Source organism: Pseudomonas sp. LBUM1656, assembly GCF_059716065.1.
This window is the reverse complement of record NZ_CP166800.1, coordinates 3,956,182-3,976,863: the sequence shown is the minus strand read 5'-3', so window position 1 is coordinate 3,976,863 and position 20,682 is coordinate 3,956,182. Positions and strand designations below refer to the sequence as shown.

Below are 20,682 nucleotides of genomic sequence, written 5' to 3'. Positions count from 1 at the left end.
CCGCAGTCCTGTTGTTAAACAGGTCGCAGTCCCTGGCGAAACTTCTCGATATCGAAGATTCACCCTAAAGCAACGGGTCAGGTATGACCACACTTATTGTTGTTCGTAAGTGTTTAATATTGTTCGTTACAATAGATAAAGTAATAGCGTAATAGTTGACGTGGTTTAATGAATTTTCAATTCAGCTTAGCGGCGTTGGGGCGGTCTCTGGCCGAGTGGATAAATTCGCTGACAGGAAACGATTTCAAGCTATTCCATCGTGGGTGTTTTGCGGCATTATCGACGGTAGGCGCTCTTCGCTCGGCCCCAGGGAGCAGGTGGCGTACCCCTTAATCTGAAGGACTACTTTAAGGCTTGAGCCCATGACCACTGCACTGCTGATCATCGATGTCCAGCACGCCTTGTGCGCTGGCGAATACGAATGTTTTGAGGTCAAACGCGTCATCGAGAACATCAACGGCCTCAGTGCCAAGGCCCGCGATGCTGAAATTCCTGTCATCTTCATCCAGCACGAAGAGGGTGATTTGCTGAAACACGGTTCTGAAGGCTGGCAACTGGCTCATGGTCTGGAAACGTCACCGCACGACCTGCACGTACGCAAGACCAGTCCGGATTCTTTCTACCAGACCAGCCTGCGCCAATTGCTGCAAAAGCGGGAAGTTGATCGCCTGATCATATGCGGCCTGCAAACCGACTATTGCGTCAACGCCACCGTTCGCCAGGCACACTCGTTGGGCTACGACGTGGTGCTTGCTGCCGACGCTCATTCCACCGTCGACAACGGCAACATGGCTGCCGATGACATCATCGCCGAACACAACAAGGATCTGGCGCACCTGACCGGTTCTGTGGCACGGATCGACGTCATCCCGGCCAGCGAAATAGCGATTAAGAACTGAAAATATCGATCAGCTCGCTCAGGAACGCACTCACCAGATCACGCTGACGCGCCGAATGCCGAACCGCCGCATGAAAGCCGACCTCATAACGCAGCAGCTCGGGATTCAGCGGATGCAACTGCCCCAGCTGTTCATGCTTCGCCGCATAGTGCTGCGGCAAAAAGCCCAAATGCTGTCCTGACAGAATTAGCAGGGCCGCGCCATCCATGCTGTCAGTGAGCACAGTCAGGCGTTCGATCGAGGTAGGCGCGGGCATTTCCGGCAGCGGGTGGCTGGGCCATACCCAGTCGTAATCGCGGACGTCATCCCGGGTCAGCTTGCCCACGTGCTCGAACAACGGGTGAGCCGGGGCGCAGTAGGCGATCTGGGTTTCCTGGAACAAGGGGAAGTAATCGATGTTGGGCAAGCGGTGCCAGAAGTAACCGATGGCCAGATCGATATGGCTGTTGATGATTTTCTCTTCCAGCAGCGACGACGACAGTTCCGTGAAGTGGAAATACAGGCCTTCATGCCGGGCCCTTAAACGCGCGATAGCCAGGGCGATTTTCTTGTTGGCAACGGGGTCGATCTGACCGAGCAAACCGATGTTGATGTTGCCTGACACCTTGCGATTGATGTGCTGGACTTCAACCCGAAAACCTTCAGCCGCCGCCAGCAATCGGCGGGCCGCCTCGACAAACTGGCCGCCCTTGGGCGTCACCGAAAATCCGCTGCGCCCTCGTTCGCACAGGCGAAATCCCACCCGCGCTTCCAGCGTCGCCAGTTGCGCACTGATGGTGGGCTGGGTGGTGTTGAGCGCGGTTTGCGCGGCCGAGATGCCGCCCGCTTCAACGACGGTCAGAAAGACCCGGATCAAACGCAGATCCAGCTCCGATACAGTGCCCAGCATGGAAGCCCCTCAATGTTCGCTCACATAGACGCAGACCTATGTAAACAGTGTGCCCGCGATATTTTACAGCCCTGCCTCAGGCCCTACATTGCAATGAAACCAGCGCTTTGCCCATAAAAACAACAATCAACTGCATAGGAACAATCGTATGTCAGGGTCTCCTCATTCTGCGCACGCCCTCGAGGCGAGTGGCGGGCTGGCCATCGAAGGCCACTCGATCGATTACATTCCGGAAAACGAACGTCACGCCAAACTCAGCAGCCAGGGACCTTTCTGGTTTTTGGGCAACTTCCACTTCTTCACCATCTCCATCGGATTTGTCGGCCCAAGCCTCGGACTGTCGGCGCTGTGGACCATGATCGCCGGTGCGCTCGGCATCATGTTCGGCACGATCTTTATGGCTTTCCACGGTTCGCAAGGCCCCGAAATGGGCCTCCCGCAAATGATCCAGTCCCGCGCCCAGTTCGGCTATCGCGGCGTGATCCTGGCCTTGATGGCGACCATGTTCGTGTTCGTCGGCTTCAACGTGGTGAACATCTCGCTGATCATGAACGGCCTGGAACACGTCTTCGGCATCGACCCGACCATCGTCGCCATCGCCGTGGTACTGATCGGCGCGCTGCTGTCGATCTACGGTCACGACCTGATGCACAAAGCCTTCAAGTGGGCGTTGCTGGCGACCTTACCGCTGTATGCGTTAGTCACCATCGCCTTGATGTTCGGTGCCGGCCAGGAAGGCGTCACACCGGCGACCGATCTGGGCTTCAGCTGGGTGGCGTTCGCCACGCTGTTTGCCATCGGCGCGAGCTACAACATTTCCTATGCACCGTACGTCTCCGACTATTCCCGTTACCTGCCGAAAAACACCAGCCGACCAAAACTGATCGCCGCCATCTTCATCGGTGCATCGTTGTCGGGCGGCTGGATGATCGGCCTCGGCGCCTGGCTCGCACAGCAGTTGAAAGCGGCGGATGCGCTGGTGGCGCTGAACCAGGTCGGTTCTTCGATGATTCCAGGCCTGGGCAATGTGCTGGTCATCGTCTCGGTGGCAGGCTTCCTGCCGATCATCGCGCTCAACACTTACAGCGCCATGCTGACGTTGTTGACCGGCGTCGACTCGATCAAAAAGCTCACGCCGACACCCCGCGCCCGAGTGATGTCCATCTCCGCGATCAGCCTCATCCTGTTGACCTGCGTCCTGTCGATCAAAGGCGACGGCATCGCCCTGTTGAACACCTTCCTCGTGCTGCTGTTGTACTTCCTCGTGCCCTGGACCGCCGTCAATCTGGTCGACTACTTCTTCGTGCGCAAAGGTCGCTACGCCATCCCGCATTTCTTCACGCCAAAGGGCATCTATGGCGCCTGGCAATTTCGCGGGATCGTCTCGTACCTGATTGGTTTCGCCGCGATGGTGCCGTTCTTCTACATCTTCGATGCCGCTGCCGGCAAAGAGGTATTCGTCGGGCCGCTGGCGCGCATGCTCGAAGGCGTGGACATCGCCTGGCTGGTGGGCCTGGTGGTTTCCGGCCTGACGTATTACCTGCTCAGCCGTTCGATCGACCTTGAATACGAACGCCGAATCATCGACTCAATCACCGAGGGCGACATTGTTTCGATGGCTCATCAGCCTGTGGAGGAGGGGCGTTGAATAGCGCAAAAAATACCGTGGTCGCCTGCTGCCAGGTGGCACCGAAAATTGGCGACCTCGCTTACAACCGGACGCTGACCGAGCGAGCGATTCGCTCGGCGGCGTTGCAGGGGGCGCAAGTGGTGGTGCTGCCCGAACTGGTGCAGAGCGGTTATGTGTTCAACGATCACAGCGAAGCATTGTCCTTGTCAGAAACGGTCGAAGGACCGACCTTGAACCTGTGGGCGGCACTCGCCCGCGAGCTGAAGATTGTTGTGGTCGGCGGGTTTTGCGAACGGCTGGAGGGCGATGAACTGGCCAACAGCGCGGCAATGATCGATGCCCAAGGCCTGCGCGCCGTGTACCGCAAAGCTCACCTCTGGGACGCCGAAAGCGAAATCTTCAGCGCCGGTAACGCCGCGCCGCCAGTGGTTGAAACGACTCATGGACGGATAGGTATGCTGATTTGCTACGACCTGGAGTTTCCGGAGTGGGTGCGACTCCCGGCACTGGCCGGCGCTGACCTTCTTTGCGCGCCGGTCAACTGGCCCGATGGACCACGACCACCGACAGAACGTCCGGCGGAAGTGGTGCGCGTTCAGGCCAATGCGTCGGTCAACCGGATGTTCATTGCCGCGTGTGATCGGCATGGGCATGAACGCGGTGTTGGTTGGGTGCAAGGTTCGGTGATTGTTGATGCGGATGGTTACCCGCTGGCCGGGCCGGCGGAGCAGGGGGGTGAGCAGATTTTGCTGGCGACACTTAACCTTGCTGAGGCGCGGAATAAGCGGATTAGTGCGCGTAATGATTTGCTTCGGGATCGGCGGCAGGGGTTGTATGGATGTGTCGTGGAGTGAAGCGGTAGGCTGAGTCTGATTTGGCCATCAGATGGCGTGGTAGGGAGGGGGCGACTTCTATTTTTTTGCAAACCGCCCATGACGTTTGTAGACAAATCGGCTGTCCGTTCAGGGGTGGGAGGTGCCGTACCCTGACAGATCGTTTTTGGCCGATTATTGTCTGTTATGAAGACAGCAGTCGGCTGTGGATTCAACCGGCCGTTGTGACCGCACTGGCACTGCATGGCCCGATCATCAACTTCCGGAAGTTGGGTTTAGATAGCTATCTACGGGCAAATTGCCATTGCCTGAGCTATACACATCCTTCATGGACATCACCCTCCGGAGGAATGTATAGATGGATAACGCCGCGCCAATACATCAGCTACCCAACATCGGCGGATTTCGTCCTGAGTCGTCACGTCTTTCATACTTTATAGTTGCGCTGTCGCTAGCGGCGTCATGCGGGCCAGCCAGTGCTTATGACATGAACCCTGTCGATGTTGATTGCTGGGGCTTGGAAACGCTCTGCCCTGCGACCAAATTGACGTCCAACATGAAGCAGCCCGTTCACGAGACCCTGACGCTGCTGGCCTACGACTATTACACGCATCCGGAATTGGCAGCAGGGGGGCGGGCAAAAACGTCAGCGGACAATCTGCGCAAAAGCGGAGTTTTCAGAGATCTGGTTTTGGGCAGTGAGTGGAATGACGATCCCGACTCGCTACTCAGACAAAATATCGTGAAGGCCGTGCAGTGGAATGCACTCTTCAAAAACGCTCAGGAACAGGCGCTGTGCAAGAAGGATAGCCGCCAGACTTTTTGCAAGAACGTTGTTATTACCGACACCCCCATGATGTTGTACCGAAGCCACTTCGGCGACTTCCAATTCCTCCACGCCATGGCCTCCCAATCATCTGAGTCTGCCCAGCAAACCAAAGACAAGATCATGGCGTGGGCGAAATTCACCTACACCCTTTCGATCTCCTCCAATGACTTCAGTACTGAGACCATCGACGGCCCCGTAATCTCGTCGTTTTCCACAATTTCGGCCACGCTGCAGAGGCAAGGCTGGACGGTGGGCGCATTGTTTGATCCGGTTCCGGGAGGGGAGTGGGAGCGGTCGTATAATCCGCTGAAGCTGGGTAGGTTTAGACCGTCCGGTGTTCCGAGGGCGCAGGTTAAATATGCAGCACAGGTACAAGGGGCAAGCGTTAAACATATCGCCTTAGGCTCGTTGTTACATATGGTTCAGGACTCCTATTCGGATGCGCATGTAGAACGAGAGGGAGGCTGTAATCCGCTAAGTAAACAGCGCTATGGAATTATCTCATTCAGGGATTATGTGGCTCAATCGAGTACTGATCATGGGTTCGCCGACGCTCGTCCTGATTGGTTGGACGCCGGGGATTTGGAGAAAAACAATCCGGTTTGGGCTTCGGCGCAACTTATCCAATACTCATTCAAGAAAGTGGCGTGGGACAAGGGCGTAGAGCAGTTTCTCGACAAAGAGGTTTTCCCGCTGACGAACCCGAGCAATCCTTCCTCGACGGGTGATCGCAAATGCTATTTGGGCACCAGCTAGTGGTAGTACCTCATGCCAGACGGGGAAATTGCTCACCTGGAAAAGGCGGAAAAGGAGGACGGACTATTTCTCTATGCTGTCCCGTCCTGAATAAGTTTTACCTTTTTCTTTCAGGACTAGACACCATGTTACTGGCTGCCAACCCGACTTACGATTGGCTAGGTACCCGCCGTGCCAACGGTCATTGCAGGCAGAATTCGGACTGGGCAAGTTTGTAGATCGGGCCTTCGAGCCGCTGAAACTTGCAATAGTAAATGTGCGCGCGCTTGCGGCCGTTCATGCTCGTGCGCTGGCCGGATTGCAGGTAGGTGAATTCGGATTTCGGGAATTGCGATTGTAGTTCGGAAAGAAATACATTACAGAACTCCGGGCTGCTGGATTTCTTCGTCTGCCACTCGCCCAGTTTTTCGACAGTCACATCCTGGTCATAACGCTCGATGCCGTGAATCTTGATTCGGCATGCAGGGAAGGTAGCGCAACTGCCGTATGTGACGGATTGGGCATTAGCCTGGTCAAGGAACGGCTTGGCATAGTAGATCGGGATAACGTACGAGACCAACTGGCTAGACCTTTTGTAGGCCACCGAGATGCCGATGACCGTGCCATTGCTTCCAAACACGGGGCCGCCACTGTTGCCCTCGTTCAGTGCCAGGTTGGTTTGCCACCACGGCTTGTAGACGCCGTCGACCTCGGCCAATTCCGCCGTTTTCATGCCGGCGGGTATCATCGCCAGCTCCCACCCGGCATACCCCAGAGCCATCAAGGGGGCCGCCACCGGCGTCGGCACGGCCGTGCCGATCGCAACGCTCTGCCAGCTCTCTCCATTGTCGCGCGGGGGTAATTGCAGCAAGGCGATATCGTTGGCCTTGTCACGCGCGACCACCGTGGCCCTCACGCTGCTGGCCGCCCTGCTGCCAACCTTGACATCAATTGTTTCGGATTCGACCGTGACATTTCCCACCGGGCGGATGACGTGGTCGTTGGTGATGACCAGCCCCGATTCGGAGACGATGAAGCCTGAGCCGCTGCTTTCACAATTGCCATCGCCATTGGCCAGGACGCAGGAGTACTGAATGCGCGTCGTGGCATCCCTATTGTTCTCAAACAGGCAGCTGTCTTCCATGGCGTACGCGGTACCCAGGGGCACGGCCGCCAATAGCAGCGTGGTCGCGAGTTGATTCATGCCAGTCATGCGTCGTTTCCTTCAGGGAGTGAGGTCCAGTCGCGAGAGAGGCTTGTAGCCCGCCCGCATCAACTCAGCTTCGCTGTACGACCGGCGACAGACGCCGCCACAGGACGCGTTGGCCGCTGATTCGATCACGGTATGGAAGCGTCCTTTCGGGCCGTTTGCGGTGCTTTCGAGAAGTCGAACATGTGACCCGGACTTGTTGACGATGTCGCCGGGCTGCAGGTCCTCCCAGCGCACCGCGGCGCTTACTCTGGCATCTGGCAGGCTGCGTGTTGTGTAGTAGGCCCCTGTTTGCCAGGCGTAGGAGACGAAACCCGAACAGTCCAGCCCCGTCGCGCCGGGATAGACGCAATTGGCGCTGCGGCATGTGCAGTCCGAGCCCGCCAGTCTGCCGTCATTGAGATGCTTCTTGAAGGTATCGAGTGAACTGGCGTAACCGCCCCAGCGGTAGGGAATGGCCGTGACTTCCTTCTCTAGCAGCGCATCCAGCCGGCGGGGGCGGTGCCAGATATTGGCCGTGGGGTTACAGAGGTTGGGAACCCCGGCGCGGCTGTAATTATTGGCATGCATGACCCACTTCAGCTCCAGCGCCTCGCGCGCTTTTTTCAAGATGCTCTGGCGGTTCACCTGCTGCAGGGCCACCAGGCCGACGGCGCTGGTTCCGTTCAACTGCTCCAACTGCTTGAGCGTATCCTGTTCCGAGGCGATCAGCGCCACATCAGAGGGCCGGGCAATGGCCACCGGCTTAGCGGTGCCGACCTTGGAAAACACCACGGGTTCAACGGTGACCTTCCCATCCTTGGCGAATGAAAGGCTGACGATCACGCCGTTGGTCAATCGCGCGAAGGGGCGGCGAATATTGCACGCGTAGGCATCGGGCGGCAGGAACGCCTCGGTGGTGGGCGTGCCTTGCGCATCGGTGGTAATCAGGCGCACGAAGCTCAGTTCTTCGGGCGCTTTCACGGTTTCCTGCGTCGCGATCAGGGCGCCGTCGTTGGCGCTCGCCCAGAGCATGCGTACATCGACCAGGCGTCGCTGCGAGGAAACGCTCGTCTGCTTGAACCCTGTGGTGGACAGCGCGTTGCTGCCCACTGCGAGCGTGGGCTTTTCCAGTTTGAAATCAAAGGACGCAGCGGCCACCTGGCCTGGGTCGGTTAGCGAGCCCAACAGCTTGCTGTCGATATCGATGGGCACCTGTTTGCCGGCGAGGTTCTCGAGTGTGAGTTGGCTGTCCGGCAGCACCACGAAGCGTGGCGTGCCCGACTCGGGGTCGTAGGCGGTGGACGCGCGGGCGCTGACCTTGCCCAGCGCTGAAACCAGGACGACGTCGCCCAGCGCGCCGGCCACCACGTAGCCTGACGTCGTCGCGATCAGGTCGACGGTGTCGACCAGGTCGGAGGGCAGCTTTATTTCCGTGATTGCCTTATTACCGGCGAGCAAGATCTTCTGGTTGACGCTGTCCAGGATGGCCAGCTGGCCATCGGGGCCAGGGGCGACGGTGACCGGGCCCCTGCATTCTTCGTTGGGGTTGCGTTCGACACCGACCTGGCCGACGCCACTGCCTATTGGCAAGTCAAACGGGCGGGTGATTTGAGCTTGAGCGGCGGTGAATGGAAGTACGGTGATTAGCAGTACAACCCCGTAGCAGAACCTGGTGAGCATAGAGCCTCCCACTGGTGATAGCGTAAGTGCCGTTTTACTGCTGGCGTGTAGTGTCAGGAGGCTAGCACTGCTTCGGATTTACTCAAGGTGCGATAGCAAAAAATGCTCATGGACCGAGTCTAAACATTCTCTAGCTGTGAAACGTGTTCATGGAAATCCCGAGGTTGGTTATTTTTAACCCTGGTCGATTGATCAAATGCGCGCAGGTTTCGTCGTGGCTTATTAGAATCAACGTAATTAATTATTTTCCGGTGCAGGCTTTAAGTCGAGTTACACCGCCCCAGGTTTCAAAAATATCTTTGCCATACTCGTCAATACCATCCTGGGTTGTGCCGCCTTTATTTCTGTAAAATTTTTCAACATCGTTAGCAGGAAAAATCAGGTAATCAACATCATTGACTGCAAGTCTTTTAATCTCGCTATAACTTGCATTTGGCGACAATTTCTTCCCAGACAACGCGGATGTTAGCGCTATTGATCCCTCACCTATCTTATCCTTAGGTCCAGAATCTCCGTGCAATGCGAACGCAATTACCCCTGTGGCACGATTTCTAGTAACAACAAGGTCGCCTTTATCTGTAAAGACACCTCGTGAACTCCAGCGAATACCCCCAGGATAGACAACAGCATTTATCGCCATGCTATCAACATAGGTATTTTGATCACAGATTGGGCCGCCTTTTAACCAAAGGGAAGTTTGCGAGACAAAATATCCTTTATCGGGCCCCTCTTGTATTTGGCAGGGCACCTTCCAGCCAAACTGATTATCAATTGCCCATGGTATGATTGATCCGGTTTCCACTTTTGGAAATTTTTCAGGATTATAGTTGTTAGCCCGTGCGCCTTCAAACGCGAAAATGAACTCTTCAAAACATATTCCCCTACGTTTTCTTGCGTCGCCACCATCGCAGGTAATCGGGTGCCCAGATTTATCCCACGCTTTGGTAATGGCATTACCCATGTTGTTATATGCAATGGTTTTAGCGCGGGGATCGTCTGGATGGTACGACCTGGCCGCACCATCCGTATTTACATCCATGTTTGATCGATAATAAAGTGAAGGAATTCCGGATTTCGCACTAAAAATAGATGTTTTGGAATTGGGTCCCTTATGAATGTACGCAGGGTCCATGTCACATGATATAGCTTCACTCCTCGTAGGAGCAGTCAAAAATACAGCCAAAGTGGATGCGAGTAAGATCGTGGAATTGTAAGAGTTACTCATGGCTTTTCCTTGTTCTTTAGAGTTCCCTAGCTAACTCTTTCGCTCACCAATAAATGAATTTATTTGCACTTCAGCCAATTGTAGACCAGGAAACGTGAGCTACCATCGGGTGCAGGCCTCAGCGCAGAACATTTTTTGAGCGCCCGAGAAGTGAGCGTGGATCAGTCGGTATAAGTCAATTCACAGCAATCATGTCGCTGCGCCGGGAGCGAACCGAAAGGGGACAGATTTATTTTTAAGTTAATAATTCTGTCTCCTTTTCTCTGCCGGCTTTCAGGCCCCCTGGCGTAGTGGTGAGCTACACCGATGATGCCGACATCAAGAGCGGCAAGAAATTTGCCAACCACGGCCTGCAGATCGCCGCCGGAGTGCCGTTGCAATGCGACGAGCCGGCCGACTTCCAGACCTTCCGTATCGGTCTGTTCGGGCTCGAAAAGCTGCACAATATCGAGCGCACAGTCAGCACCCTCGAACAGGCACTGGACGAGGTGATGGGTAAATAAGCGCTCATCTTGGCGTCATCACTGTCGCATTTAAACGCGACAGTGGTGTCGCCAGAAAGTCGTCAGGCGTATCAGTTGGAGGACTTGCAATGACAACAATCGATGTGAAATCCCGATTCGAAGCAAAGCTTCTTCGTCCGGCAAAGCCCGGTAATGACACGTCGTGGGCGTTCGCGGTATTGCCAAGAGATGCGAGTGAACCGCTGCCGAGGCGAGGAAGGACGACAGTTGAAGGCACAATCAATGGGCACCAGTTCCAGGCAACCCTTGAGCCCGATGGTCAGCTGAGCCATTGGCTGAAGGTCAGTAGCGAGTTACTCGACGCCGCAGGTGTGGCCGTTGGAGATGTCGTTACACTCGAGCTAACCCCTGTGAAGAAGGAACCCGAGCCAGACATCCCCGCAGATTTTGAGGAAGCACTGGCAGCCAATCCTGAGGCTCGTAAAGTTTGGAAAAATACAACGACCCTCGCACGAGTGGACTGGATCCACTGGATTACTTCAGCCAAGCAACTCAAGACGCGCGAAAAGCGAATTGGTGATGCCTGCGATATGCTTGCAACCGGCAAGAAGCAGGTGTGCTGTTTCGACCAGTCCGGCTATTACAGCAAGGCCTTCCGTGCGCCCGAGGCAGAAGATTTTTAACGAAAAAAGGGGGCGGATTTATTGTTCCTAAGCCTTCTCATTAAAGACCGCGAAAAGCGCTAACGATGAAAGTCATGCGCGACGGTTCGAATATGGACTTTAATGTCCGTGCTTGCATGCCGCCACATTAGCTTCAACTCCCTACGAAGATGGATGCGCCTGACGGCGGATTCAGGCTGCCATGCACTTGTCTAATCAAGGAAGAAACGACATTGAAAATAGCTTTCTGCGCCCTGTTGTTGAGCTGCCTGACTTCCCTCGCACTCGCTGACGAGAACCCTGTCGGCTTCCAATCTTCCACACTGCCTGACTCGCAGAATGACCGCTCACTGGAGATGGTCGTCTGGTACCCCAGCGCAACGACCGCCGCCACGCAAATGATTGGCGATGATGCGGTGTTCGTCGGGGCTTCTGCCGTTCGTGACGCACCGCCCGCTGCTGGCAAGCATCCATTGTTGGTGCTCTCACACGGGTACAGAGGTAACTGGAGCAACCAGATCTGGCTTGCCAGTGCTCTGGCTCAAAGGGGTTACATCGTCGCTGCAATCAACCACCCTGGCACCACCACTCATGACCGTAGCCCTCAAGCTGCGGCGCAGTTATGGCAGCGGCCCGTTGATGTGCGCCGAGCCATTGATAGCGTCACGGCTCAACCTGAAAAATTCGGCTTGGTCGCCAATGACCGAATTGCCGTGGCAGGCCATTCACTCGGCGGCTGGACCGCCCTGGAAATCGCCGGTGCTCGCTTCGATCCAGACCGCTTCGCAGAGGACTGCAAAGCCCACCCGCCGTTAGCAAGTTGCAGTGTCTACGGAAAGATAAACCGCGCAAGCACCTCAGAATCAGAGGCCGCGTTGACCGCCGATTGGCGCGATAAACGCGTCACCGCGGTGGTTGCATTGGACTTGGGCCTTTCACGGGGCATGACCGATGAAAGTTTGGCTGCGCTTACTGTACCGACGTTGGTGATCGCTGCCGGGGTACCGTCGCGCGAGCTTCCTGCTGAGTTGGAGTCTGCCAACTTGGCCAAGCGCTTGCCTGCGGCGACAAGTCGTTACGTCGAAATCAGCGATGCGAGCCATTTCAGCTTTTTGTCGGTGTGTAAACCTGGCGCGGAGGCGTTGCTCGAAGAAGATGTGCCGGGCGATGGGATCATTTGCCGGGATGGCGACGGTGGCCGCTCGCGTGGGGGGATTCAGCAGCAGGTTGTAGCGCGGATAGCGGAGTTTCTTCAGTCGTCTGTCTATGAAGAAGGTCGTTTGTAGAATTGTAGTAGGAGAAGGGCGGCAGCTCAGCAAAAAAAACGCTGGAGCAGTTTCAGCGCCTGCGCAAACTGTCAGAACGGTTGGCCGGGGATGAGCGCTCTGGGTTAAGTCCACAACCCTTTGCGGTCGTTCGAATGTGGCTACAAGATCAGGGGTGATTCAGGATCTAGCATTCGATATAGCTAGCTAAACGCATTACGTCGCTCACATTTTCAAGCCTGACAGTAAATTCTCCGGCTTTAGTTTCTTTTGCACCGGGAATTCGACCAAAGATTTCCTCGCGCGAATATTTTGGGAGGCGGAGGCATGGCTTCCTGAAATAGAACAACATCCATCTCTGGTTCGGAATGAATGCAAAATCCCAGTCGTTGCCACGCAAGAAACGAAAATCCTTGATGTGTCCGTGCGAGCTTGGGAAGAAGTCATAGCCTTTCAGCGTTGATGCCCATCCAACCATATACAAGAACGCATGTTTGGCCACTGGGGTGCTCAGGATCTCGTAGTATTCCCGGAAAAGCTCACTGTTCTCAGCTCCGCGCAGCATCTCGCCATCTCCCAGTACTTAGTGAAAGATCACAAGTATGATGTATGCGCCCAAGTTTCAGGAGCGCGATCCGTCGGAACCATCCATCGGCGCCATTCCGAGTAATCTGGTCCGTCACGGCCATCAGTTCCTTGCTGCTGTTGCGTGACGCTGTTGCGAAGAGGTTGGTCTGGGCCCGCCCTGGCTCCACCAGGCTCATGAGAGTGACGCCAGTTTCTGGTCGCAGTAGCCCGGCAGGCACAAACGGGACGGATTTATTTTCCCGGAAATAAATCCGCCCCCTTTTTTATGTCTTTTGATGCTGTCGTAAACCAGATGCCAAACTGTTACTTCTTCTGCCTGCTAGCTCGAATTGCACTTGGATTGATTTCCTTGGGCTCCCAAGGCTTAAACTCCAATATGATCGTCTCGTCTAGTTTATTTAGTTTGTCTACCGCCGCAACTTCCGCGGCTCGCTTCTTTTCAACAACTATCCAAATCATTTTATCAATCAGCGTTAGCAGTGCTACTCCATTACGGTTATTCAGTATTACGCGGCTAGACCCCGGCAGCAGCCCTTCTATCTGCTGAAGCAAACTGTCCTTAAAGTGAAGATCGACGTTTACGTAGCAATCCTCATAATGATTGACTGAATGAGCTAGATGTTTATCGCGAAAGTCCTTCAGGAAACTATGGACTTCGACAAATTCCGGGCCCAGCTTTTTTACGTCCTCTGAACTGAGAGAGTTGCGTACCCCAGAGGAAAAACATCGCATGTATCTGAACAACGCAGCGCTCAATAGCCCATCGACCGCGATCCCCTGATTGGCATCGTCATTACCCAAGGCTGCGGCGATTTTGCACAACCGCCGAGCCATTTCTAGGTCTCTAGAAACTCCATGAAGGTCCTCTAGCTCGCTAACGATGGTCGAGGGAACCTGCACCTTTTTCACTTGAATTGACATCGGATACCTCCATCCACTTACGACGTCATCCTAATTGGGGGCGTCTACCAGAATCTCAAGGGCCATCCAGTAAAAGTTCTTTTAGGCCCTTTTCGGGTGACCAGTCTTGATTCATCCCGACGGAGTGTGCCACTCAGCCGCAAAGGGGCGGTCATCGATCAAGCGAGCACTCCTGAATGTCAGCTTTCGGCTGTGGATTCAACCGGTCGATGCAACAATAAAGGCGTGTAAGGAACATTGCATCGTCACTTGCGGGGCTGTCGACATGGTTTTTTCTCTGCCTACAGCATCGGAGGATGAACTACGCTGAGTAAAACCCTTCTAGGTCTCCGAAAATGCCGTCTATACCAATCCCCAAGATTGAGGTTGCAACAGAGCTTCTGCAGTCGTCACTGCACCACTTCTATTCTGACCCTCCACACTACTTTTCAGCCATTTGTCTGGCCGGCGCTGCCGAGGAGCTTTTTGGTAAGCATGTTGAAGCCCATGGCGGTGTCACTGCATTCGCTAGTTTGCGTGAAGGTGCTGTACGGATTTTCTCATTGATGTTTAAAACTGACATGCGCCCCGAAGCCGCGGCTAAGAAGGAAATCGGGGACTTGATGAACAAGGCTAAAAACTCGACCAAGCATATGGGAGCGCTTGGAGATGATCTTATCCATTTCAATCCCCGTGAAGAAGCTCACAGCTTGATTCAAAGAGCGACAAGTAACTTCTATCAAGCTTCAGCGTATTTTGAGTTAACTGAAACGGACCTTATGCGTCGCTTCAGTAGTGAGCAGATCAGTGGTGTGAACGCAATATAGACGTCAGGGAAAGGGAACAAAATTTATTTTGCTTTGCTTTTGTCTGCTGCTGGGGATTAATCCGTCCCCTGTTGGCTTTTAAAGCAGGGGTTTGGTCTGGTCGACAGCTTTGTAAGTAATTTCTTAAGATGAAATCTCAATGGGATACAGTCTTTATGTAGTTCTTTTTAATTACCGGGATGAATCTTATAATTACATCATTAAACTTGCATGTGTTTCTCAGGTGTTCGTGCATTAACTTTAATTCATACTGGGCCATCAATGGTATTTCGGTTTTGAGTGGGGTTGCTGTACGCTGGTCGTATAGTAACCACAAGCAAACGCAGTAGTCTTTGCCATGTAAGTCCGCTATGTTTGACTTTATATATTCCAGGTATTCGGTTTTTTTAGTGCTCGATGATAAGGCTATATGGTTTTTGATTTCGCCAAGGAAGGACTGGTCGTTAATGAATGCATGGCAATAGAATTGCGCCTGGGAAAACAAGTAATTCGTAGATGACGAGTTCTTGTATGGTTTGCAATGTATTATTCTAACTTTATTTTCATCGGTAAGATCCAGGATGTCGCAGAACTCTTTATCTTTACGGCCAGAGCCGATTTTAAGCTTTGCCTGATCAAATAGAACACATGATGGTCGAATTTCGCAAACTTTCTTATTGAAAATGCTTTCTCTGTTTTGCATTTTTTCATCATCGCTTATATCTATGTCGCTATAAATCGCTTCGCAGGACTCTTCGTGAAGAGTGTTTTCAGTGAAGTTTATTATTTCGTTGTAGAAGTCGCCATCTACTTGGAGCCATCTTCCATCGCTTAGTACGAAATATTTATCTCCGAGTATTTGTTCAAAAGATAGGCAGTTGTACAGAGGCCATTTCTTAGAGCCAAGTATCCGATTTTCCTCGTACGAGTAATAAAAAATATTTTTGGATTTTAGTTTTTCAATAGTTATTTTTTCGGCGTTTATATGCTCGAATATTTGGCAGGTGTCTAAATATGCATAAGTTTTGTCATCGAACGTTTTGTAGTTTGAGTAAGCAAAGCCACAATCCGAGTCAATTAGCACTTCTGGTATTCCAAGACTTATATTGTTCGTATTTTTGACGCGTAGTTGGTTTATTAATATTTCGTCCAGTGCGTTTTTATCTAGCTCTGTCGCTTCATCAAAATGCTTATAGTTCGGAAATAGTTTGGTGTACTCCTTGCTTGCATATGCCACTAAGAAGCTTTCACAGTATTCGATCAATATTTGCCAGGATAGCTTTTCTTTGCCAATAATTTTTATTGTTAAATTATTGCGTCCTTGTAGGGTTATATTTTTGTGGTCCTTCATGTGAGCGGAAATGTATCGTAAATCCTCGGCTTCGCTTAGGCCGAAAGCAAAAGAGTCAGCCGGTTTGTTGACCTGCCTATCAATATGTGTCGGAGTTATCGCGTGACTCTCACTTTTGGTTTGGCGTACTTCTTCGTTCCCGCACATATTCATCGCTGTTTTTATTCCGAAGTCAGGCTCAAAAGCATCACGCTCTAAATAACTTGCGGCACTTCTTCCAAAGGTTGCGGCGAATACTCTACTGTTGACGCTTAAAAGCAAAATTCCATTTGGGTTTTTACTTTTTGAACTGAAGATTATTTTTTCGTCGAAAGTGAGTTTTTCATTTATAAAGTTTAGCCATGGAGGGTTGTTTTTGGGTGTGGTAGTTTCGAAATATATAAATTCACAATCTGTGTTGTTGAACGAGAATCTGAACTTTTTTGCAGATAAAATTTTAAGAATGTCTTTTTTTTGATCAAATATGGTTTCAGTTGTTTTGGTCTCTCGCGCAAGGAAAAATGAGATTTGTGCGATTTCAACTCCCATTTCGTTCATGGCTTTCCCTCGCATTAGTAACCCATCACTTAACAGCTAAGCAGCATTAGCGCTTATGTCAATGAACCTTTGTCGTCTACGCAGGGACAAACTGGAAACTGCGTAAGGCCGAAAGAGAGCGTAATCCGTCAACTTTTGGCCGATCGCTGATTGATTCAATAGACCACATTGCGGTGTCGGTCAGCCTTACAAATACGGCAAGGGCTTCTCGGATGTTTTCGAAGCTTCACTGCCAGTAGGAGGTGCATGCAGCTTTTTCAACAACTCTTGAAGACGCATGTTTAAACGCCCTCAAGGTTACGTCCTGAAAGCTACAAAACCTTGTGCCGTTGCCTACGACTGCACCAGAATCCGCCGGCTTGTGCGCTTTTGGGCTGCTCGGTAACTTGATTCCCGTCACTGCCCTTCAGTGATCGGGTTTAGCAGCCCGGGGTTACAAGCAAGCTGCACGAGCTCTTGTCAGTCAGGTATTCCCACGCCTGCACTTGATGGTGGTTGTGCGCAGGGCGCCTTCGGGCGCGCCGGCTTTGCTAGCTTCCCCGGTCTGCTAACCTGCGTACAGCTGCCTCCCTCTCGTTTAGCAGCAAGAAGGTTGGCACTCAATTTGAGAAGCGAGCTTATGTTCAAAATTACGCCCAACCCACCCGACACCGATCCAGTTTCCCCCTACGAACCCGATTCAAAAAAACTCCACGAAGCCGCCGAACGCGCCCTCGATTTCCACTTCCCCTCAAACGCCGACATCAAAGCCACCCCGCGAACATCCAGCAAGCTGTTTTCCGTAGACCCAGAAGCCACTGCCGAAACCCTGGCGGTATTTTTGGTCGAGACGCTGGCGTCGGTGGATGTGATGGTCCATCAGTTGGTGGATCATTTGGAGGGTGAGTCGCGTTATGCGTTGTTGGGCATTTCGAACAGCATCATGGTGGCGGAGGTTGCGGCGAACCGGGTGTTGGATAAAGTTGAGCCACCCGTGTAACCGCTGAGCTGTGGCGAGGGGGGGGGCTTCCACCGGGCTGCGAAGCGGGTTCAACAGATGGGCCTGCTGCGCAGGCCAGCGGGAGCAAGCTCCCTCGCCACAGGTTATTTATCGTTTGGTCTATCTGTTTTCATAACAGTAGGGTGGTTGGCGCCTAATGCCGATCAGTAAGCAATTTCTGCGGTGACGCAATTTTGTAGCAGCTGGCGAAGCCTGCGTTCGGCTGCGTAGCAGTCGTGAAACCTGAGTTTGCGGTCTTCCTGAGACACCGCATTGTCTGATTTTACGACTGCTGCGCAGCCGAACGCAGGCTTCGCCAGCTGCTACATAGAGCCGCGTTACGGTAGAAGTTGCTCGGTGGTATCAGCCTCCCGCGCGTTTGTTTAGCGCCTCTTCCGCCGCAGCAATTTCCGCCTGGCGTTTGACGATCAAATCCCCCATCGGCGGGCCCTGGAAGCGGCGGGCTTCAAAGCCAAACCACACGATGGCCGTCAGCACCAGGAAGCCGATGGTAATGTACAGCGCCCAATCGTTCGGTGGCTGGATGCCGATGATGAAGATGATCACCATCGAGAGGATCGAGAGGAGGGCGAACACGGTGTACCAGAAGCGTCCCATGTTCCACGGTCCCATGGTCGGCCACTTCGACGTGCCGTAGGCAAACAGGCCGAGCACGATGGGGATGACGAAGGAGAAGAACAGGAAGATCACCGTGCAGGACACGACGATGGTGTAGACCGGCGTTTCGCCGATCGAGATCACCGACGAGCCCCACACGAACAACACCGCGAGGGTGGCGCCGGTCCAGATCGCGGCCACCGGACTGCGCAGGGTTGGCGAGACCGAGGATAGCGCTTTAGAGAAGGGCAGGCCGCCGTCGCGGGAGAACGCGAAGATCATGCGTGACACCGAGGTCACAGTCGCCAGTCCGCAGAGGAATTGCGAGATGAAAATGGCCACGTACAACGCGGTTTTTACCGTCGGGTTCACTTGCGTGTCCATCGCCCAGAAGAACACGGTCCAGCCGTGGCTCGCGGCCTCGTCCATGCTTGGCAGCATCAGCACGAAGGAGCTGAGCATGACCCAGCCGAACAGCAGCGACCAGACCACCGACATGACCATGCCGCGGGGCACTGACATGGCGGCATTGCGGGTCTCTTCCGAGGTGTGCGCGGAGGCGTCGTAGCCGGTGATGGTGTAGATCGGCAGGAGCAGGCCGAGCATGAAGATCCAGCCGTTCGAGACTTGTGGCCAGACGCTGCCGCCCGCTTCGCCGGAGTAGTTGCCGAAGGTCCATAACCGGGCGAATTCATAGCTGGGCGCCGAGATCAGGCAGACGATGGTCAGCGCCAGTGCCGTGGCAAAGATCAGGTATCCCGAGAAGTCGGTGAGCTTCGCGGTCAGGCCAATCCCCAGGTGGTTACACAAGGCTTGTAGGCCCGTGAGGATCGCCAGGAAAATCATCCGTGTCGTGATGGTGTCTTCCATTCCCAGGCCCGGTCCGAAGGCGCCGAAAAAGAAGTAGTAAGTGCCGACGTTGATCGCGCCGAGCACGGTCACCAGCCCCAACAGGTTGAACCAGGCCGTCAGCCAGCCGGTGAAGCGGTTACCGAGAATCGAGCCCCAGTGATAGAGGCCGCCAGCGGTGGGGTAGGCGGAAGAGATCTGCGCCATGGCCATCGCGAAGACCCCGGAGATCAGGCACCCGATTGGCCAGCCGATGCCGATGGCCGCGCCGCCTGCGCCGGAAGTGCCTTGGGCGAGTGAGTTGATGCCACCCGAGAGGATGCAAATGATCGAAAAGGAAATGGCAAAGTTGGAAAAAACGCCCATGCGTCGCGAGAGCTGCTGGGCGTAGCCCATGCTGTGCAACACCTTGACGTCATCGTCTTGCGGCGCGCTCGTGCCGGGCTGACTTGCTGGATTCATGTTGTGTGCCCCTTCAGGTTTTGATACGCACCCACCCGGGTCCCGGATGGTCTGGCCTTCAACCCCTTGTCGTACTGCTCCTTTTCCAACCGGTACAACCTGTCCATGCATGGACAGACAACAGCTCTAAATACGGCCGTGATACGCCGCGTCGAAAATGCTTGCCACGCCGGCCCGGGTCAATGGCAGCGGATTGCCGCCGGCAGAGGGATCGACAATGGCCATGTCCGCGATCAGATCCGCTTGCTGATCATCCACGCCCAGCTCCACCAGCGTATGCGGCACACCAATGTCTTTGCGTAGCTTCAGAATGAAAGCCAGAAAACTGTCGAACCCCGGCGAGGGCAGGCGTAAATAAGCCGCCAGCCGTGTGATGCGCTCTTCAATGGCCGGGCGATTGAACTGCAAGACGTAGGGCATGAAGGTGGCGTTGGTCATGCCGTGATGGGTGTCGTACAGCGCGCCGACCGGATGCGAGAGGGCGTGCATCCCGCCCAGGCCTTTCTGGAAGGCAGTGGCGCCCATCGCGGCGGCGGCGAGCATTTGCGCGCGAGCATCGAGATCGGAAGGCGTATGAACCGCCCGTACGAGGGCGCTGGCCACCAGGCGTATACCTTCCACCGCGATGCCGTCGGCCAGCGGGTGAAAACCAGGCGCGCAGTAGGCTTCCAGGCAATGTGCCAACGCATCCATGCCCGTGCCGGCAGTGATTTTTGCCGGCATGCCGACGGTCAGGGCCGGGTCGCTGATGACCACGCGGGGCATCATTTTCGGGTGGAAGATGATGCGTTTGGTGTGGGTGCGCTCGTCGATGATCACGGCGGCGCGGCCCACTTCGGAACCGGTGCCCGCGGTTGTCGGCACCGCGATGACCGGGGCGATTTGGCTTTCGTCGGCGCGTGTCCAGTAGTCGCCGATGTCTTCGAAATCCCAGACCGGTCGGGTCTGGCCGCTCATGAAGGCGATGAGTTTGCCCATGTCCAGGCCGCTGCCACCGCCGAAGGCGACCACGCCATCGTGTTTGCCGGCGCGCCAGGCATCGAGCCCGCCCGCGAGGTTGGCTTCGACCGGGTTGGGCTTGAGGTCGCAAAACAGTGCGACGCCGAGGCCGGCGGCGCGCAAGGCGTCAATCGCTGCCGTGGTGATCGGGGCGCGGGCCAGGCCGCTGTCGGTGACCAGCAACGGTCGCTGGATACCCTGGCTGCGACAGACTTCGGCCAGCTCGCTGATGCGGCCGACACCGAAGCGAATGCTCGTGGGGTAGTTCCAGTTTCCGGTCAGGCTCATGG

At 54.5% G+C, this 20,682-nt stretch carries 17 protein-coding genes and 1 pseudogene; 9 read left to right on the top strand and 9 right to left on the bottom strand.

Annotation, left to right across the window (positions count from 1 at the left end; translation table 11 throughout):
* The first annotated feature begins 362 nt into the window (after positions 1–362).
* On the top strand, positions 363–899 hold the full coding sequence (locus ACA072_RS18020; protein ID WP_497619563.1) for a cysteine hydrolase family protein: 537 nt from the start codon (positions 363–365) through the stop codon (positions 897–899).
* Here the strand turns inward: ACA072_RS18020 and ACA072_RS18015 are convergent.
* Positions 889–1,788 (bottom strand): LysR family transcriptional regulator, encoded by a 900-nt coding sequence (locus tag ACA072_RS18015; RefSeq protein WP_497619561.1) that lies wholly within the window; start codon positions 1,786–1,788, stop codon positions 889–891. The two genes, ACA072_RS18020 and ACA072_RS18015, sit on opposite strands and share 11 nt — an antisense overlap.
* 148 nt (positions 1,789–1,936) lie before the next feature.
* Here ACA072_RS18015 and ACA072_RS18010 point away from each other — a divergent pair, with 148 nt between their 5' ends.
* The 3 genes from ACA072_RS18010 to ACA072_RS18000 all read left to right on the top strand — a co-directional run bounded on the left by ACA072_RS18010 (position 1,937) and on the right by ACA072_RS18000 (position 5,836).
* Positions 1,937–3,436 (top strand): purine-cytosine permease family protein, encoded by a 1,500-nt coding sequence (locus tag ACA072_RS18010; RefSeq protein WP_497619559.1) that lies wholly within the window; start codon positions 1,937–1,939, stop codon positions 3,434–3,436.
* Positions 3,433–4,272 carry a nitrilase family protein gene (locus tag ACA072_RS18005; RefSeq protein ID WP_497619557.1) on the top strand — a complete coding sequence of 280 codons (840 nt, stop codon included), beginning with the start codon at positions 3,433–3,435 and terminating at the stop codon, positions 4,270–4,272. The genes ACA072_RS18010 and ACA072_RS18005 overlap by 4 nt, the downstream gene beginning before the upstream one ends.
* 337 nt (positions 4,273–4,609) lie before the next feature.
* Complete coding sequence (locus tag ACA072_RS18000) at positions 4,610–5,836, top strand: hypothetical protein (RefSeq protein ID WP_497619555.1); 1,227 nt, start codon at positions 4,610–4,612, stop codon at positions 5,834–5,836.
* A 181-nt stretch (positions 5,837–6,017) separates the two neighbouring features.
* Here the strand turns inward: ACA072_RS18000 and ACA072_RS17995 are convergent, their stop codons facing one another.
* The 3 genes from ACA072_RS17995 to ACA072_RS17985 form a co-directional block, all read right to left on the bottom strand.
* Entirely contained in the window at positions 6,018–7,028 is a 1,011-nt protein-coding gene (locus ACA072_RS17995) for a S1C family serine protease (RefSeq protein WP_497619553.1), read from the bottom strand.
* A gap of 12 nt (positions 7,029–7,040) precedes the next feature.
* A complete protein-coding gene (locus ACA072_RS17990) occupies positions 7,041–8,687 on the bottom strand; it encodes a hypothetical protein (RefSeq protein ID WP_497619551.1) in 1,647 nt (548 codons plus the stop codon).
* A 241-nt stretch (positions 8,688–8,928) separates the two neighbouring features.
* Positions 8,929–9,912, bottom strand: a complete 984-nt coding sequence (locus ACA072_RS17985; protein WP_497619549.1) for a hypothetical protein — start codon at positions 9,910–9,912, stop codon at positions 8,929–8,931.
* 272 nt (positions 9,913–10,184) lie between these two features.
* Between ACA072_RS17985 and ACA072_RS17980 the strand changes: the two are divergent.
* The 3 genes and pseudogenes from ACA072_RS17980 to ACA072_RS17970 all read left to right on the top strand — a co-directional run.
* Positions 10,185–10,415, top strand: a pseudogene (locus ACA072_RS17980) (alanine--glyoxylate aminotransferase family protein); the annotation flags it as partial.
* Positions 10,416–10,504: 89 nt separating this feature from the next.
* Complete coding sequence (locus tag ACA072_RS17975; RefSeq protein ID WP_497619547.1) at positions 10,505–11,059, top strand: YdeI/OmpD-associated family protein; 555 nt, start codon at positions 10,505–10,507, stop codon at positions 11,057–11,059.
* A gap of 212 nt (positions 11,060–11,271) precedes the next feature.
* Complete coding sequence (locus tag ACA072_RS17970; RefSeq protein ID WP_497619545.1) at positions 11,272–12,324, top strand: alpha/beta hydrolase family protein; 1,053 nt, start codon at positions 11,272–11,274, stop codon at positions 12,322–12,324.
* A 166-nt stretch (positions 12,325–12,490) separates the two neighbouring features.
* On the opposite strand, the gene ACA072_RS17965 is transcribed toward ACA072_RS17970, so the two are convergent.
* Together ACA072_RS17965 and ACA072_RS17960 are read right to left on the bottom strand one after the other, a co-directional pair.
* Positions 12,491–12,868 carry a hypothetical protein gene (locus ACA072_RS17965; RefSeq protein WP_497619543.1) on the bottom strand — a complete coding sequence of 126 codons (378 nt, stop codon included), beginning with the start codon at positions 12,866–12,868 and terminating at the stop codon, positions 12,491–12,493.
* 326 nt (positions 12,869–13,194) lie between these two features.
* On the bottom strand, positions 13,195–13,812 hold the full coding sequence (locus ACA072_RS17960) for a hypothetical protein (protein ID WP_497619541.1): 618 nt from the start codon (positions 13,810–13,812) through the stop codon (positions 13,195–13,197).
* 335 nt (positions 13,813–14,147) lie between these two features.
* Here ACA072_RS17960 and ACA072_RS17955 point away from each other — a divergent pair, with 335 nt between their 5' ends.
* Positions 14,148–14,618, top strand: coding sequence for a hypothetical protein (locus ACA072_RS17955; RefSeq protein ID WP_497619539.1), 471 nt, complete (start codon positions 14,148–14,150; stop codon positions 14,616–14,618).
* Between the two features lie 136 nt (positions 14,619–14,754).
* Here the strand turns inward: ACA072_RS17955 and ACA072_RS17950 are convergent, their stop codons facing one another.
* The gene (locus ACA072_RS17950; RefSeq protein WP_497619538.1) at positions 14,755–16,485 is read right to left on the bottom strand and encodes a DUF6119 family protein; all 1,731 of its coding nucleotides are present in this window, start codon (positions 16,483–16,485) and stop codon (positions 14,755–14,757) included.
* Positions 16,486–17,104: 619 nt separating this feature from the next.
* On the opposite strand from ACA072_RS17950, the gene ACA072_RS17945 reads away from it, so the two are divergent.
* Complete coding sequence (locus tag ACA072_RS17945; RefSeq protein ID WP_497619536.1) at positions 17,105–17,464, top strand: DUF6124 family protein; 360 nt, start codon at positions 17,105–17,107, stop codon at positions 17,462–17,464.
* A gap of 363 nt (positions 17,465–17,827) precedes the next feature.
* Here ACA072_RS17945 and ACA072_RS17940 read toward each other — a convergent pair whose 3' ends face one another.
* Together ACA072_RS17940 and ACA072_RS17935 are read right to left on the bottom strand one after the other, a co-directional pair.
* The gene (locus tag ACA072_RS17940) at positions 17,828–19,393 is read right to left on the bottom strand and encodes an amino acid permease (protein WP_497619534.1); all 1,566 of its coding nucleotides are present in this window, start codon (positions 19,391–19,393) and stop codon (positions 17,828–17,830) included.
* Between the two features lie 126 nt (positions 19,394–19,519).
* Positions 19,520–20,680, bottom strand: coding sequence for an iron-containing alcohol dehydrogenase (locus tag ACA072_RS17935; RefSeq protein ID WP_497619532.1), 1,161 nt, complete (start codon positions 20,678–20,680; stop codon positions 19,520–19,522).
* Positions 20,681–20,682 lie beyond the last annotated feature (2 nt).

What these genes read in the sequence shown, in the direction of transcription:
- ACA072_RS17950 (WP_497619538.1), bottom strand. Translation starts at nt 16,485, where the DNA reads ATGAACGAAATGGGAGTTGAAATCGCACAAATCTCATTTTTCCTTGCG.
- ACA072_RS17945 (WP_497619536.1), top strand. Translation starts at nt 17,105, where the DNA reads ATGTTCAAAATTACGCCCAACCCACCCGACACCGATCCAGTTTCCCCC.
- ACA072_RS17975 (WP_497619547.1), top strand. Translation starts at nt 10,505, where the DNA reads ATGACAACAATCGATGTGAAATCCCGATTCGAAGCAAAGCTTCTTCGT.
- ACA072_RS17935 (WP_497619532.1), bottom strand. Translation starts at nt 20,680, where the DNA reads ATGAGCCTGACCGGAAACTGGAACTACCCCACGAGCATTCGCTTCGGT.
- ACA072_RS18015 (WP_497619561.1), bottom strand. Translation starts at nt 1,788, where the DNA reads ATGCTGGGCACTGTATCGGAGCTGGATCTGCGTTTGATCCGGGTCTTT.
- ACA072_RS17995 (WP_497619553.1), bottom strand. Translation starts at nt 7,028, where the DNA reads ATGACTGGCATGAATCAACTCGCGACCACGCTGCTATTGGCGGCCGTG.
- ACA072_RS17990 (WP_497619551.1), bottom strand. Translation starts at nt 8,687, where the DNA reads ATGCTCACCAGGTTCTGCTACGGGGTTGTACTGCTAATCACCGTACTT.
- ACA072_RS17955 (WP_497619539.1), top strand. Translation starts at nt 14,148, where the DNA reads ATGCCGTCTATACCAATCCCCAAGATTGAGGTTGCAACAGAGCTTCTG.
- ACA072_RS18000 (WP_497619555.1), top strand. Translation starts at nt 4,610, where the DNA reads ATGGATAACGCCGCGCCAATACATCAGCTACCCAACATCGGCGGATTT.
- ACA072_RS18020 (WP_497619563.1), top strand. Translation starts at nt 363, where the DNA reads ATGACCACTGCACTGCTGATCATCGATGTCCAGCACGCCTTGTGCGCT.
- ACA072_RS17985 (WP_497619549.1), bottom strand. Translation starts at nt 9,912, where the DNA reads ATGAGTAACTCTTACAATTCCACGATCTTACTCGCATCCACTTTGGCT.
- ACA072_RS17940 (WP_497619534.1), bottom strand. Translation starts at nt 19,393, where the DNA reads ATGAATCCAGCAAGTCAGCCCGGCACGAGCGCGCCGCAAGACGATGAC.
- ACA072_RS18010 (WP_497619559.1), top strand. Translation starts at nt 1,937, where the DNA reads ATGTCAGGGTCTCCTCATTCTGCGCACGCCCTCGAGGCGAGTGGCGGG.
- ACA072_RS17960 (WP_497619541.1), bottom strand. Translation starts at nt 13,812, where the DNA reads ATGTCAATTCAAGTGAAAAAGGTGCAGGTTCCCTCGACCATCGTTAGC.
- ACA072_RS17965 (WP_497619543.1), bottom strand. Translation starts at nt 12,868, where the DNA reads ATGCTGCGCGGAGCTGAGAACAGTGAGCTTTTCCGGGAATACTACGAG.